The sequence below is a fragment of the Aquimarina celericrescens genome (assembly GCF_042682765.1).
Taxonomy (GTDB): Bacteria; Bacteroidota; Bacteroidia; order Flavobacteriales; family Flavobacteriaceae; genus Aquimarina; species Aquimarina celericrescens.
In genome coordinates, this window is the sequence record NZ_JBHUHY010000011.1 from 149,988 (window position 1) to 165,490 (window position 15,503).

The window sequence follows — 15,503 nt, forward strand, 5'->3', positions numbered from 1 at the left end:
ATGATAAGACTTTTATGTGTATGTTTTTTTTTATGGAGCATATCTGTTTTTTCTCAAGAAGAAACCAGTGTAATTGTGCTAGAAAACATGCCATTATCTGAAGTTATCAAGGTTATCGAACAGCGATATAATGTGAAATTCTCGTATATAGATTCATTGGTAGATGATAAAAAAGTTTCTATCACAATCGATCCCAAGACCCCAATAGAAAATCTTCTTAAGGAATTAGCACAAAAATCACGTTTAAAATTTAAAGTTACCGGAAACAACTTTGTAACGATTAGTTCTTTTAATAAAAAAGACAAGGTATTTGTTTGTGGATATATTCTAGACGAAGACGAAAAACCTCTTAAGGATATCCGAATTTTTTTTAAATCTACTCGAACTAATATTACTACAGATAAAAAGGGGTATTTTGAGCGTACTGAAGTTCCTTATAATTCAGTTATTTTGGTAAGCGCGCCGGGTTTTAGACAAAAAGTATTAAGCTCAGCATCATTTTTATCGGGTGACTGTCCAAAAATATATCTTATTCATCTACAGGAAGAGGTATTAGATGAAGTTTTCATTCAAGAATATCTAGCAAAAGGAATTACACAGAACAAAAAAATAATCAATATTAATCTAAAAGACGTCGAAGTACTCCCCGGAAGAACAGAACCCGATATTTTACAAAGTATACAGCTTACTCCCGGAGTAAACAATCCCTATGAGACAGCGTCCGGATTATTTGTAAGAGGAAGTACACCGCACCAAAATCTGGTTTTATGGAATGGTATCAAAACTTACCAGCAAGGACATTTTTTTGGGATGCTTTCGGCATTTAATCCATATGTCGCAAAAGAAGTAAACTTTTACAAAAGTGGCGTTAGTGCAAGATATGGCGATAGAATTGCCGGGGTGATCGATATTACCTCAGAAAATGAGGTTACAGATCATTTTCGTGGCGGTGCAGGTTTTAATATGATTAATGCAGATATTGTTATGCATACGCCAATAATTAAAGATAAAGTTTCGCTTCAGGTATCTGGAAGAAGGTCATATACCGATTTACTGGAGACCTTCACCTACAAACAATTTTCTGATCGTGTTTTTCAGAACACTAAAATTACTGATACCTTAAGCATTAATGACGAAAACAACGATTTCTTTTATGCCGATTATAATGCAAATTTGATTATTCACCCTTCTGCTAATCAAAAAGTAGAAGTTAACACAGTATATAGCAAGAATGATCTAGATTTCAGGCGAAGTGATGATTCAGCATCATTTAATGACGATCTAGTTACTGAAAATGAAGGGTATAACGTTAAATGGAAAAGCTCTTATGCCGATAAAGTCTCACTGGATATCAATGCATATTATACCAAATATCTTCTCAATTACCAATTTATTACCAGAGATCCCAATATCATAACAGAAATCGAAAGTAAGAAAAATAGTGTTCTTGATTATGGCGGCGAATTGCAAGTGAATTATAAACTTTCTATGTACCAAAATCTATCTTCAGGGTATCAATATTCTAACAACAACACCAGATATGCTTTTGTGACTACCACCCCGGGTTACGAATTGATTTTAGATGAAGATGACCGTTTTTTGAATACGCATTCGTTTTACACCGAATATAAGTTTGAAAATCCCAAAAACTTCTATCTATCGGCAGGGCTAAGATTTAATCATTATACCGAACTTAACGAATTCTTTATAGAACCCAGAGTTTTTATTCAGAAATACATCACCAAAAATTGGGAAATTAATACTAGTGCCGAGTATAGAAGTCAAGCTACTAGTCAAATACAAGAATCTGTAATAAGTGATCTCTCTCTTGAAAACCAGGTATGGACATTAGCAAATAATGATCAATTTCCTATTATTTCTAGTTATCAATTTACATTGGGCAGTAGTTTCAGAAAGAATAAATGGTATTTGGATATTGGCAGTTATTACAAAAAAATTGATGATATCACCTCGCTAACCGCTGGGTTTATAAATCCAATAAGTAATACGTATCAAAATGGACAAAGCAGTATTTACGGGCTTGATTTCTTCTTAAAAAAAAGATTTAGGAATTATAAAACCTGGGTAAGTTATTCCTACATTAATACTCGAAACAAGTTCGAAAATATAAATAACAACGAATTCTTTCCTGGTAACTGGAATATTGAGCACACTGTAAAATGGTCTCATTTTTATAAAATAAACAATCTTCAATTTTCTTTGGGTTGGCTTTGGCATACGGGAAAAGCATTTACCAATGCTACAGAAATTGATGACGGAAGTGAAATCGTTATTATAGAATTTGATGATATAAACAGTAACAATTTACCTGTATATCATAGATTAGATTTTTCTGCTATTTACGATTTTAAGATTGGATATCATCCAAATATAAAATACCGACTTGGTGTTTCTGTGCTTAACCTTTATAACCGAAAAAATTTGCTAAACAGAGAATTCAGAACAACTAACTCCCTTAACAATCAATTTATTAACGCCGATATATTCTCATTAGGGGTAACGCCAAATATTAGTTTTAGGGTTTTCTGGTAAATAAAAAACCATTCCGCTAATCGAAATGGTTTTAAATTTGTTTGTTGTAAAATTCTTTCTTAAAACTGCTCTCTGCCAGAAAAATGGAAAGCGCCTTCGATAGCTGCATTTTCATCACTATCACTACCATGAACAGCATTCTCGCTGATAGAAGTAGCGTATTTTTTACGAATAGTACCTTCTGCAGCTTCTTCAGGGTTGGTGGCTCCAATCAAAGTTCTAAAATCTTCAACTGCATTTTCTTTTTCCAAAATAGCAGCTACTATTGGACCACTAGTCATATATTCTACTAATTCACCATAAAAAGGACGTTCTTTATGAACTGCATAAAATTCTTTAGCGTCGTTAATTGTAAGTTGGGTAAGTTTCATTGCCACAATTCTAAAACCTGAAGCTGTAATTTGCTCAAGGATTGCCCCAATATATCCTTTTCTAACCGCATCCGGTTTAAGCATTGTAAAAGTTCTGTTTGATGCCATTGTATCTTTTTTGTTGTTACCTCTTAAAGAAGTAGTTGTATTTTAAACTAAAAATTTTAAAAGTTCTGATTTCTAAAATTTTGTGCAAAATTAGCCATAAAAGGATCAAAAGCAAGAATTATTATCAGAAAGTATGCTTTATACTGCTGTAAACCTAAAGAAAGTTAATCTTTGGGATATTGTTTACTATATTTTTGAAGTATCAAATTGTTATCTCCTCTCATTTCCATAGAAACAGTATATGTATCAAAATCGAATTTTAATATTCCGAAACTAGGGGTAGAAATTACCCTACCTACTCTATACTTATTTGATTCGCCTTTATAAGAACTATAAGAATGTGTCAATCCGCTTGAAGTAAAATCTATTAATGGATATTTTAGCCCTTTTACTCTAGTGGTAGAAAATTCTGAAATATGTCTATCTCCACTTAGAATAATTGCATTTCTAACTGCTTTACTGACCAATAATTTCTTGAGTTTAGCCACTTCATGCGGAAAATTACCCCAGGTCTCAAAACCATGTTCTGACGATAAAAATTGAATACTACTTACGATAATTATAAAATCAGAGAAGTTGTTTTCTAGTTCTTTTTCTAACCATTTCCACTGAGCCTCTCCTAATATTGTGCCTTTTCCATCTTCATAAGGCATATAGCGTCTATCTTCTGTATTACTTTTCTTTAAAGGAGATCTAAAGTATCGGGTGTCTAATATGATTACTTTAATATTTCCTTTTTCAATTTCAAAAAGTTTAGAGGTATATACTCCTTCTTGTTTTCTTCTCGGATCATCATTTGATACTCCTAAAAAATCTAAAAATAGCCGCTGACTTTCGTTTTTCATCCTCCACTCTTCTCCGGCATCATTTTTGCCATAGTCATGATCATCCCATGTACCCATTACAGGAACAGAGGCCTTCAATTTTTGATAATCAACATTACTATTCTGCAGCATGTAATCTTGCTTGATCTTGCTCATATCATACGAATCACCATAAATATTGTCTCCTCCCCAGATAAATACATTGGGATTATGCTTTACTATTTCATTCCAAAATGGCTGTGGCTTATTTTGTTTATTACAACTTCCGAAAGCGATAACAAAATCAGTGTCATCGGTCTTGGTGCTTTCTTTTTGTCCGTAACCCAAAAACAAACAATTCCAGAGTATAAGAACAAATATCTTCTTTTGCATAATTTCTAGTTAAGGAGAATAAAAATACATTTTATTGTATTAACAGTATATTAAATCATCTTTAATGATTTTAAAGTTACTGCTTTGGGGGTAGAATGGCTTTTTGTATATTCGCTGACCTATGAATATTAAAGAAATAAAAAAGGTTTTAAGTTCACCTAAGCGTATTGTTATTACCACTCATAAAAATCCAGATGGAGATGCAATAGGATCTTCACTTGCATTGCATCATTATCTTTTATCATTGGGACATGATTCTATAGTCATTACGCCAAATGAATATCCAGATTTTTTGAAGTGGATGCCTGGAGAAGATACAGTGATAAAATTTAGTTGTGATACAAAAATTGTTAGATCAAAAATTAAAGAGGCAGATCTTATTTTTACCTTAGACTTTAATCATTTATCGCGTAGCGGTGATATGAAAGATGAACTGTCAAAAGCCAAAACTAGTTTTGTAATGATTGATCATCATCAACAGCCTGATGACTACGCAAAATATGTTTACAGTGATGTTAGCATGAGTTCGACCTGTCAAATGATTTATCATTTTATCCAAAAATTGGATGATTTACCTAAAATCACTCCCGAGATTGCAACATGTATCTACGTTGGTATTATGACAGACACAGGGTCCTTTAGATTTAGGTCCACAACAAGCAAAACTCATCAGGTAGTAGCAGATCTCATAGATCGTGGCGCCGATAATACAACAATTCATGAAAACGTATATGATACCAATACGCTTTCGAGACTTCAATTAAAGGGTGTTGCACTAAAAAATCTAAAAGTACTGTCAGAGTATAATACGGCGTACATTACGATGTCTCAGAAAGAGTTAGATCAACATAACTTTAGGAAAGGGGATACGGAAGGTTTCGTAAATTTAGGATTGTCTATACAAGGGATTAGATTTGCAGCTATTTTTATAGAAAATAGACAAGAAGGGATTGTAAAAATATCATTACGGTCCAAAGGAGATTTCTCTGTAAATGAATTTTCAAGAAATCATTTTGAGGGAGGCGGTCATCATAATGCAGCTGGAGGAAAAAGTAATCTCCCGCTACCTGATACTGTTGATAAATTTATTAGTATCTTACCCTCTTATAAAAAGCTCTTAAATCAATGAGAACACTACTTGCCATACTTTGTCTGCTCTTTTTGTTTCCTTCTTGTAAAACTCCCGAGGCCAGGAGACCTGTAAGCATAAAATCTGGTTCTTTCATTGATGAATCTATTAATAGAAATAAACAACTTGCCGCTAGAGAAGAATCCAGAATTCAAAAGATCATTGATAAAGACACTGCAAACTCATATATAACTTCTGAAGGTGGTTTTTGGTATTTCTATAATGTGAAAGACACACTTTCTACACGAACACCCAAGTTTGGTGACATCGTTAATTTTAACTATAATGTAAAGGACTTAAATGGTAATATAATCTACACTGAAAAAGAACTAGATACTATTACATACTATATAGATAAAGAAGAACTTTTTTTGGGGCTTAGAGAGGGGCTAAAATTAATGAAGGCCGGTGAAACGGCAACTTTCCTGTTCCCATCGTATCAAGCATATGGATATTATGGGGACGATAATAAGATTGGAACAAATATCCCGTTAAGAACTACAGTAACACTTCATAAAATTACAAAAGAATCAACAACAGAAAATTAATTAACAGTAAAAATGAAAAAACTAAATCTTTTATTCTTAGCCTTTATTGCAATAGCTATTAGTAGTTGTAACGAAAAATATCCAGAACTGGAAGACGGTATGTATGCCGAAATCAAAACAAACAAAGGTGTTGCAATAGCAGAGTTATTCTACAAAGAAACTCCTATGACCGTCGCCAATTTTGTTTCTTTGGCAGAAGGTACAAATACTATGGTAGATAGTTCGTACTTAGGTAAAAAATACTATAACGGAATCATCTTTCATAGAGTAATCAAAGATTTTATGATACAAACTGGTGATCCTTTAGGAACCGGTACGGGTGATCCCGGATATAAATTCCCCGATGAAATCGTAGACTCTTTAACACACAAATCAAAAGGAATTCTTTCTATGGCGAATTCTGGACCAGGAACGAACGGTAGTCAATTTTTTATTACACTGAAAGAAACTCCGTGGTTAAATGGAAAACATACAGTTTTTGGAGAGATTGTGATGGGACAAGATGTTATTGATAGTATAGGTACAACCAAAACGGGTGCTAGAGATAAGCCAGAAAATGAAATCAAAATGCTCGAGGTAAATATTATTCGTAAAGGATCTGAGGCGAAGGCTTTTGATACAGACGAAGCATTTACAGAAAAACTTAAAGTAATCGAGGAAGAAAAAGCCGAAAAAGAACGCTTAGCAAAAGAAAGAAACGAAAAAATAGCTGCTAAATATGCAGAGTTAAAAGAAAAGGCTACAAAATTAGACAGCGGACTTGAGATCTATTTTCTTAATAAAGGTACTGGTGAAAAACCGAAAATAGGTGATAATATTCTAATAAATTATGAAGGATACTTATCAAACGGTCAGATGTTTGATACCAGTTATGAGGACAAAGCAAAAGAATTTGGAGTATTTGATAACCGCAGAGCTCCATACCAGCCAATGCCAATGCCATATTCACCTGATGCGCGAATGATTCCTGGATTTAGAGAAGGAGCTTTAGAAATGAAAAATGTTGGTGACAGAGCCATATTATTTATCCCATCACACTTAGGTTATGGAGAAAGAGGTGCAGGACCAATTCCTCCCAACTCAGACCTTATTTTTGAATTAGAGATTATGGACATTCAAGATCCTAATAGTGTTCCTCAAGGACATTCTAAAGATGACGGCCACGGCCACTAATAATATCTCCACAATACTTAAAGCATCTCTTTATCGAGATGCTTTTTTTTGTTAAAATATTATCATCCTTAAAATAAATACTATTTTACTGCTCAGAAATATGCAGACCAGCTTCATCCATTAATCTTTGCTGATCTATCTTCTTATTTTATCAATGAATGATTCGCGGTCCTCGATCTCCTCTTATACTATAGAGTCATAAATCAAGTTTTTTCTTTTTGTGGATTAGCTAACCAAAACTGTCATAGAAATGATTGTTAAAACAGTAATTCTTTTTGTCATGAACAAATGCATATGGTTATTGTTCAATAAAAATTCATGATCTTATTTAGAAGAAGTTGTTCTTTTATTTTAATTCTATTTTATCAATTAAAAGTTTGAATTCTTCTGCTTTTTTATTTCCAATTAAAAAAGTGATTTCTTCTATATGATTTGCAGAAAAATTTGGTTGATCAAGCTTTCGTCCTCTAAAAGAAGGGTACATGTCACGAAGTGTAATTTCTATTTCTTGCAACTCACCAGAAGTCGAGAATGGCATTATGTACGAGTAGTAATCGGTAGAATTGGGTTTTACTCTAAATTGATATTTTTTACCATCACCTTTCAATTTAAGGATAATCTTTGTAAACCTTTTAACCTCTGTTTTTTCAAACTGGTAACGTACCGATGAAAACCCTCCATTGTTTTCTAATGACACATAACCTTTAAAAACCCCAAAACCATCGGTATTCAGAGTAATACTACTTGATGACCTTCCTCCCATGACAACATCGTCAACTATTCTCCAGTCTTGGATATCAGATTTTATACTAAAATCAAAAATGGTTAGTGAATTCATAAATATCAATAAAATGATAATGCAAAATAAGTATTTCATACGAACTTCTTTTAAATTATTAAAATGATTTGAGAATAATTCGTTTCTGCAAATCAAGTGAAAACGACGCATCTAGTGTTAAAGATATGTATTGCTTATCAATTTTTGAACACATTTCAACTATAATAAATTCAACGGGCGTGTTCTATGATGTTTTCATTATTCTGCATAGACCTTAGAAATAGGAAAGTAAAAATTACAAAATCGTTCAATACTTACTTGCAGTAAAATTTCTTTATCATTTATTCATACTCAAAATCAATCAAACTACTACTCTTTAAGAAGATTTACTTTTTCGGAATCTCTTTTAAAATCTCCAAAACAAACTTCCAATATTTGTGTACAGAAGAGATGCTGGCTCGCTCATCTGGTGAATGTGCCCCAAGGATTGTAGGGCCGAAAGAAATCATATCCATATCAGGATAGTGTTGTCCCAGGATTCCACACTCAAGCCCCGCATGGCATGCCGCTACATGAGCCTTTTCTCCGTTCAGTTTTTGATATAATTCATCAAGAACTTTTAATATGGGTGAATTCATATTTGGAGCCCAACCTGGGTAATCTCCACTAGTAGTCACTTCACAGCCAATAAGCTCAAATGTAGCCCTTAGTTTATTGACCATGTCTAGTTTAGATGACTCAACACTGCTACGAGTCAAACATTCGATGGTAACATCTCCTTGTTCAATTGTCACTTTGGCAATATTGTTAGAAGTCTCCACCAAATCTGGAATCGAGGCACTCATGGTATACACTCCATTATGAGCGGCATATAATGCTTTTATCACTCCTTCTTGAACCCCAAGATCCATAATTGTAGTAGGTAATTTTGTGTTTGCAACTTCTATTTGAAGATTAGGATCTACCGCAGAAAGTTCATTTTTGATGGTGTTAGACAACTCATTGACTTCAAATTCAAACGCCTTGGACTGAATGGTATCTACAACCACAGTAGCAAAACTTTCTCTGGGGATTGCATTTCTAAGGCTTCCTCCTTTAATTTGATTAATACGAAGGCCATAATTCTCGAACCCATCGAACAACAAGCGATTCATTATCTTGTTAGCGTTGCCCAACCCTTTATGAATGTCCATTCCAGAGTGGCCACCGTTGAGCCCTGTGATTGATATGGTATATGCAGTTTTTCCCTCAGGTATAGCTTCTTCTTTATAAGTTCGTTTGGCAGTTACATCGACTCCTCCGGCACATCCCACTCCTATCTCGTCATCCTCTTCGGTGTCCAGGTTTAACAATATATCTCCTTGTAACCACCCCCCCTCTAATCCGATAGCACCAGTCATTCCAGTTTCTTCATCAATCGTAAAAAGGGCTTCTATGGCAGGATGCTGAATATCTTTAGCTTCAAGAATAGCCATAATAGTTGCTACCCCTAGTCCATTATCTGCTCCTAATGTTGTTCCATTAGCGCGCACCCAATCCCCGTCTACATACATTTCTATACCTTGGGTATCAAAATCAAAATTGGTATCTGTATTTTTTTGGTGTACCATATCCAAATGAGACTGCATTACCACCGTTTTTCGATCTTCCATCCCTTCTGTAGCTGGTTTTCTGATCAATACATTACCCACTTTATCAATTTCTGTATGAAGACCAAGAGATTCTCCGAAGTCCTTCATAAATTTTATTATTCGCTCTTCTTTTTTTGAAGGCCTTGGTACTGCATTAAGATCTGCAAACTTATTCCAGAGTGCTTTAGGTTCAAGGTTTCTTATTTCTGAGTTCATATTTGTATTGTATTTTCGCAAATGTACTATATTATGATAACCTTAAATCAAATGAAATACTAAAAGTTGTAGTTTTGTCAACCTAAATGATCTTTATATAATGCAATCCAAAACAAAGCTATTTCTTACTCTATTGTTACCCGTTCAAATTGTCCTAATTAAGATTATTTCCTTTTTTCCTGGATTTATCGAGCACTTTTACAGCAATGGCATATTTATTTACACTTCTAAACTATTACGTTATGTATTTGGATGGATTCCTTTTTCATTTGGTGATGTTTTATACTGTGTTGTGATTATCATGATTCTTCGATTTTTTATCAAAAAAGTATTTAAAAGAGGTGTTGCCTGGAAAGAAATAATATTAGACATTGGTGCTACACTATCTTTGGTATATGCATGTTTTCATATGTTATGGGGAATGAACTACTATAGACTACCACTGCATGAAATACTGAAAATCGATGATCAATACACCGAAGAAGAACTTATTGAAGTTTCTGAAGCTCTGATCGTTAAGGCCAATCATTTGCATGCAAAACTAGAAATTAATGATTCTTTACCCATAAGAATTCCCTATTCTAAAGAAGAAGTTTTTGAAAAAACGGTGCCCGCCTATAATCAATTAAATGGTATATTTCCTGAATTGAATTACCATCCTAAAAGCATAAAGACTTCAATTTTGAGCCTACCTCTAACCTATATGGGCTTTAGTGGATATCTTAATCCGATTACAAATGAAGCACAAGTAAACGGCTTGATCCTGAATTATAAGGCCCCTACAACTAGTTGTCATGAAGGGGCTCACCAATTGGGGTTTGCCAAAGAGAATGAGGCAAATTTTATCGCTGCATTAACGACAATAAAATATGATGATATTTATTTCAATTACAGTGGAACTACATTTGCCCTAAAATTTTGTCTAAACGACCTTTACTTACGTAATGAGGAAAAGGCTATTTGTTTAATCGAAGAATTGCGACCAGGAATACGAAAAAATTATCGTGAGGTGAATGAATTTTGGGATTCGTATAAAAATCCACTAGAACCTATTTTTAAGGGAACGTACGACAGCTATTTAAAAGCTAATAACCAACCAGATGGCATGGATACCTATAGTTATGTGGTTGCTTTATTAGTAAATCATTATAAGGTAAATCCTATTACGTATCAAAAATAGTTTAGATAGTTCTTATTTGCCTGTTAAATAATTGCCAATTATCGAGCTATTTTAGGCTCATCTGCTATCTTTAAATCCAATTCAACACTTTATACAGCTTTTATGAAAAAACTTCTAGTATCACTCACAGTGGTATGTTGGAGCTTCAATTTTTATGCACAGGAATACTTCCCTAAGAATGACGGAGTTAAAACTACAGATGCCAACTACACTGTATTCAAAAATGCAACCATACATACTACACCCGATTCAGAAATCAACAACGGAACTTTGATTATTTATAAAGGAAAGATTATTGAAGTTGGAAATTCTGTATCAATACCTCAGAATAGTGTGGTTATTGACCTAAAAGGAAAACATATCTACGCTTCTTTTATCGATCCTTTTACAAATTTTGGTATCGAAAAACCAAAAAAACAAGGCGGTAGTATTTTTAGTCCAGGTGCTCAACCCCAGTGGGGAGCTTCGCGAGAAGGACATTATTGGAACGATCATATACGACCCGAAAACAATGCCTTGACCAATTTTAAATATGACGATAAAAAAGCCACTGAATATATAAAAGAAGGTTTTGGTGTATTGAATACTCATATGCCCGACGGAATCATTAGAGGTACTGGGTTATTGGTTGCTTTAAATAATGAAGGAACCGAAGGTGAGCGACTACTCAGTGATCGATCAGCTCAATTTTTATCTTTTGATAAAAGTAATCGGAGTAAACAAGTTTATCCAACATCGTTAATGGGTGCTATGGCACTACTCAGACAAGTTTATTATGATGCAGATTGGTATGCCTCCGATAATGCAAATACCAAAGATTTGTCTCTTGAAGCTTTAGAAAGAAACAAAAACCTTCCTCAGATTTTTGAAGCAGGTAGCCGTACTAATGGTTTCAGAGCTGATAAAATCGCAGATCAATTCAATATAAAATATGTAATTGTTGGAGGTGGTGACGAATATGCAAGAATCGATAAAGTGAAAGCTACGAATGCTACATATATCATCCCATTAGATTTTCCAGAAGCTTATGATGTATCAGATCCTTACATGGTAAATATAGTAAGTCTTGGAGATATGCGTCATTGGAATCAAGCACCAACTAATCCATCGGTGTTATCAAAAAACGGAATTTCTTTTTCCTTGACTACACATAAACTTAAAAAAGTAGCAGATCAGAAAACTCGATTAATGAAAGCTATAGAGCATGGTCTGGATAAAAAGATAGCTCTTGCGGCCTTAACAACTGTTCCTGCACAAATTTTAGGAAAAAGCAACCTTCTAGGTAGTATTAAAAAGGGTGCCTATGCTAATTTTCTCATTACCAAAGACGAATTATTTTCGAAAGACAACATTATCTACGAAAATTGGGTACAAGGCCATAAGAATATTGTGAATGATATGACTATCAAAGATATTAATGGAACCTATGATTTAACTCTTGCAGGAAAGACCTATGAGCTTTCCATCTCTGGAAAACCTGATCAACCAAAAGCAGAAGTGAAACTAGGAGAAACCAAATTAGGTTCAAAAATAAATTATAAAAACGATTGGGTTACGCTTACTTTTACAGACGCCGATACTACGAAGACTCAATATACCAGAATTGTTTCGGCAATAGGAGAGACTCCTAATTTTTGGAGCGGTAAAGCAATTCTTCCAAATGGCGCTGAGACTACTTTTACTGCAAAAAAGAAACCTCAAGAAAATAATGAACAGAAAAAAGATGAACAGAAACCTTCTGATAAAAAAGAAAAGCCTGAAGTAGTATCGGTAACCTATCCCAATATTGCATATGGTAGTCCTGAATTACCAAAATCAGAAACAATATTGTTTAAAAATGCCACGGTCTGGACTAATGAAACTGATGGTGTTTTAACCGAAACCGATGTTTTGATTAAAAATGGTAAGATTTCGGCCATTGGTAAAAATCTTAATGCAGGAAAAGCGAAAGTGGTTGACGCTACAGGAAAGCATTTAACTCCAGGTATTATTGATGAACATTCACACATTGCCGCTGCGGCTATAAATGAAGCCGGACATAATTCATCTGCCGAAGTGACTATTGAAGACGTTGTTTCTCCAGATGATATTAATATCTATAGAAATCTTGGTGGAGGAGTAACAGCAATTCAGATTCTGCATGGTTCTGCCAATCCAATTGGTGGAAGATCTGCTATTATAAAATTAAAATGGGGAGAAGATGCAGACAATCTTATTTACAATAACTCACCCAAATTTATCAAATTTGCTCTCGGCGAAAATGTAAAGCAAAGTAACTGGGGAAGTACAACCAGGTTCCCGCAAACCAGAATGGGAGTTGAACAGTTGTATGTGGATTATTTTAGCCGGGCCAAAGCATACGAAAAACGAAAAAAAAGCGGACAACCGTATCGCAAGGACATCGAAATGGAAACGCTAGTAGAAATTCTTAATAGTGAACGCTATATCAGTTGTCACTCTTATGTGCAAAGTGAGATTAATATGCTCATGAAAGTAGCTGAAAAATTCAACTTTAAGGTGAACACATTTACTCACATTCTTGAGGGATATAAAGTTGCTGATAAGATGGCTGCTCATGGTGTCGGTGGATCTACATTCTCAGATTGGTGGGCTTACAAATATGAGGTAAATGATGCTATTCCTTACAATGCATCAATCATGCATAAACAAGGAGTAGTAACAGCAATTAATAGTGATGATGCAGAGATGGCTCGTCGTCTAAATCAAGAAGCTGCCAAGTCAGTTAAGTACGGTGGAGTAAGCGAAGAAGACGCTCTAAAGTTCGTAACCCTTAATCCTGCCAAATTATTACATATAGATGATAGAGTCGGAAGTATTAAAATTGGCAAGGATGCAGATTTAGTCCTATGGACAGATCATCCATTATCCATATATGCGAAAGCGGAAAAGACAATGATCGAAGGGGCAATTTATTTTGATCTAGAAAAAGATAAAGCTATGAGAAAAACAATTGTTTCAGAAAAAAATAAACTTTCTACACTGATGCTTAAAGCAAAAAATAATGGTTTGAAAACTCAACCTCCGAAGAAAAAAGAAAAACAACATTTTGAATGTGAGACATTGCAATCAGCTTACTAAAAAATAAGAAATAAGAAATGAAAAAAATAATAGTAAACTACCCCGGGGCAAGCCCACGAGGCATCGGTTGGAAATTAATTTTGATTTCGCGGCAAGTCACAGAGCATTTAAATCTCGATTATCGAGTAATCATAGCGCTGCTTATCTTTTCTTATGGGAAGATTTCGGCACAGCAAACTCCAGCCGCTGCTCAAAGTGAAGCAATAACGATCACAGGAGCAACTGCACATATTGGCAATGGAGAAGTCATCGAAAATAGTATCCTTATTTTTGAAAACGGTAAAATTACCGCAATTGGTACTAGTGGAAGCGCTTCACCAAAAGGAACAATAATCGAGGCATCTGGAAAACATGTATACCCCGGCTTTATAGCTCCAAATTCTACACTTGGACTTGTAGAAATAGGAGCTGTACGTGCCACTGATGACGATAGCGAAATGGGAAAATACAACCCCCATATACGCAGTATAATAGCCTATAATGCAGAGAGTAAAATTGTAGAAAGTATGCGCCCTAATGGCGTACTTATGGCTCAAATAACCCCAAGAGGAGGTACTATTTCCGGAACTTCTTCAATAGTACAATTAGATGCATGGAATTGGGAAGATGCTGCTATAAAAACTGATGATGGGATACATCTTAACTGGCCAAATATTTTTAAAAGAGGACGTTGGTGGTTAGGTGAAGAACCTGGATTTAAACCAAACGAAAAGTATCAAACAGAGGTTGCTAAGCTGGAAGATTTTATAAAACAATCCAAAGCATCGATTAAATCGGGTTCTACAACAGAGAATTTACCACACCTTGCCTTGAAAGGTATTTTTGACGGTACTAAGACGTTATATGTAAATGTTGGTGTTGAAAAGGCTATTTTGGATGTTATTACTTTTGCCAAAGATAATGATATCAAGAACGTAGTTTTAGTAGGCGCCTGGGAAGCGTATAAAGTGGCAGATCGATTAAAAAAGAATACTATTTCTGTATTAGCTACGAGAACTCACGTTACACCTTGGTTAGAAGATGAAGATTACGATCTTTCTTATAAAAATGCAAAATTACTAATGGACGCAGGTGTTTTAGTTGCCTTACAAAATAGTGGTCAAATGGAGCGAGCAAACGCAAGAAATCTTCCTTTTCAGGCCGGGACCGTAGCAGCTCATGGATTGGATAAAGAAAAAGCATTGCAACTTATCACTGGGAATAGTGCTAAAATTTTAGGTATCAACGACATAGCAGGTACACTTGAGGTCGGTAAAGATGCAACTTTGTTTATAAGTGTTGGTGATGCTTTGGATATGCGGACTAATCAATTGGAAAAGGCTTTTATTCAAGGAAGGAATATTAGCCTGGAAAGTCATCAAACCAAGCTTTGGAAACGGTATAGTAATAAGTATAGTACGAAGTAACATAAAAAATGAGGCTGTCTAAAAAGGCAGCTTCTTTTTTTTTTTGATAAGATTTGTGTTGTTTGTATTTTTAGATATGAAACGCACACAAGTCTGGAAGACCAACCATCAGGAT

General features: G+C 34.6%; 11 protein-coding genes. 7 read left to right on the plus strand and 4 right to left on the minus strand.

The annotated features are described in order from the left end of the window. Window positions 1-2,553, plus strand: coding sequence for a FecR domain-containing protein (locus ACFSJT_RS11490; protein ID WP_378320411.1), 2,553 nt, complete (start codon window positions 1-3; stop codon window positions 2,551-2,553). A 59-nt stretch (window positions 2,554-2,612) separates the two neighbouring features. Here the strand turns inward: ACFSJT_RS11490 and ACFSJT_RS11495 are convergent, their stop codons facing one another. Further along, complete coding sequence (locus ACFSJT_RS11495; protein ID WP_378320412.1) at window positions 2,613-3,032, minus strand: nucleoside-diphosphate kinase; 420 nt, start codon at window positions 3,030-3,032, stop codon at window positions 2,613-2,615. Between the two features lie 164 nt (window positions 3,033-3,196). Beyond that, on the minus strand, window positions 3,197-4,228 hold the full coding sequence (locus tag ACFSJT_RS11500; RefSeq protein ID WP_378320413.1) for an alkaline phosphatase D family protein: 1,032 nt from the start codon (window positions 4,226-4,228) through the stop codon (window positions 3,197-3,199). A gap of 121 nt (window positions 4,229-4,349) precedes the next feature. Between ACFSJT_RS11500 and ACFSJT_RS11505 the strand changes: the two genes are divergently transcribed. The 3 genes from ACFSJT_RS11505 to ACFSJT_RS11515 are packed head-to-tail and all read left to right on the plus strand — an operon-like array spanning window position 4,350 to window position 7,078. Then, the gene (locus ACFSJT_RS11505; protein ID WP_378320414.1) at window positions 4,350-5,357 is read left to right on the plus strand and encodes a DHH family phosphoesterase; all 1,008 of its coding nucleotides are present in this window, start codon (window positions 4,350-4,352) and stop codon (window positions 5,355-5,357) included. Next, a complete protein-coding gene (gene gldI / locus ACFSJT_RS11510) occupies window positions 5,354-5,905 on the plus strand; it encodes a gliding motility-associated peptidyl-prolyl isomerase GldI (protein WP_378320415.1) in 552 nt (183 codons plus the stop codon). Before ACFSJT_RS11505 ends, gldI begins: the two co-directional genes overlap by 4 nt. Window positions 5,906-5,917: 12 nt before the next feature. Beyond that, window positions 5,918-7,078: a peptidylprolyl isomerase gene (locus tag ACFSJT_RS11515; RefSeq protein ID WP_378320416.1), complete on the plus strand. Its 1,161-nt coding sequence runs from the start codon at window positions 5,918-5,920 to the stop codon at window positions 7,076-7,078. Between the two features lie 346 nt (window positions 7,079-7,424). Here ACFSJT_RS11515 and ACFSJT_RS11520 read toward each other — a convergent pair whose 3' ends face one another. Continuing rightward, window positions 7,425-7,955 (minus strand): CIA30 family protein, encoded by a 531-nt coding sequence (locus ACFSJT_RS11520; protein WP_378320417.1) that lies wholly within the window; start codon window positions 7,953-7,955, stop codon window positions 7,425-7,427. 287 nt (window positions 7,956-8,242) lie between these two features. Then, a complete protein-coding gene (locus ACFSJT_RS11525; RefSeq protein ID WP_378320418.1) occupies window positions 8,243-9,703 on the minus strand; it encodes an aminoacyl-histidine dipeptidase in 1,461 nt (486 codons plus the stop codon). A 100-nt stretch (window positions 9,704-9,803) separates the two neighbouring features. Here ACFSJT_RS11525 and ACFSJT_RS11530 point away from each other — a divergent pair, with 100 nt between their 5' ends. From ACFSJT_RS11530 to ACFSJT_RS11540, 3 genes are all read left to right on the plus strand, one after another. Beyond that, a complete protein-coding gene (locus tag ACFSJT_RS11530) occupies window positions 9,804-10,883 on the plus strand; it encodes a DUF3810 domain-containing protein (protein WP_378320419.1) in 1,080 nt (359 codons plus the stop codon). Window positions 10,884-10,985: 102 nt separating this feature from the next. Beyond that, entirely contained in the window at window positions 10,986-13,982 is a 2,997-nt protein-coding gene (locus tag ACFSJT_RS11535) for an amidohydrolase family protein (protein ID WP_378320420.1), read from the plus strand. A 17-nt stretch (window positions 13,983-13,999) separates the two neighbouring features. Further along, window positions 14,000-15,388 (plus strand): amidohydrolase family protein, encoded by a 1,389-nt coding sequence (locus ACFSJT_RS11540; RefSeq protein WP_378320421.1) that lies wholly within the window; start codon window positions 14,000-14,002, stop codon window positions 15,386-15,388. The last annotated feature ends 115 nt before the right edge of the window (window positions 15,389-15,503 follow it).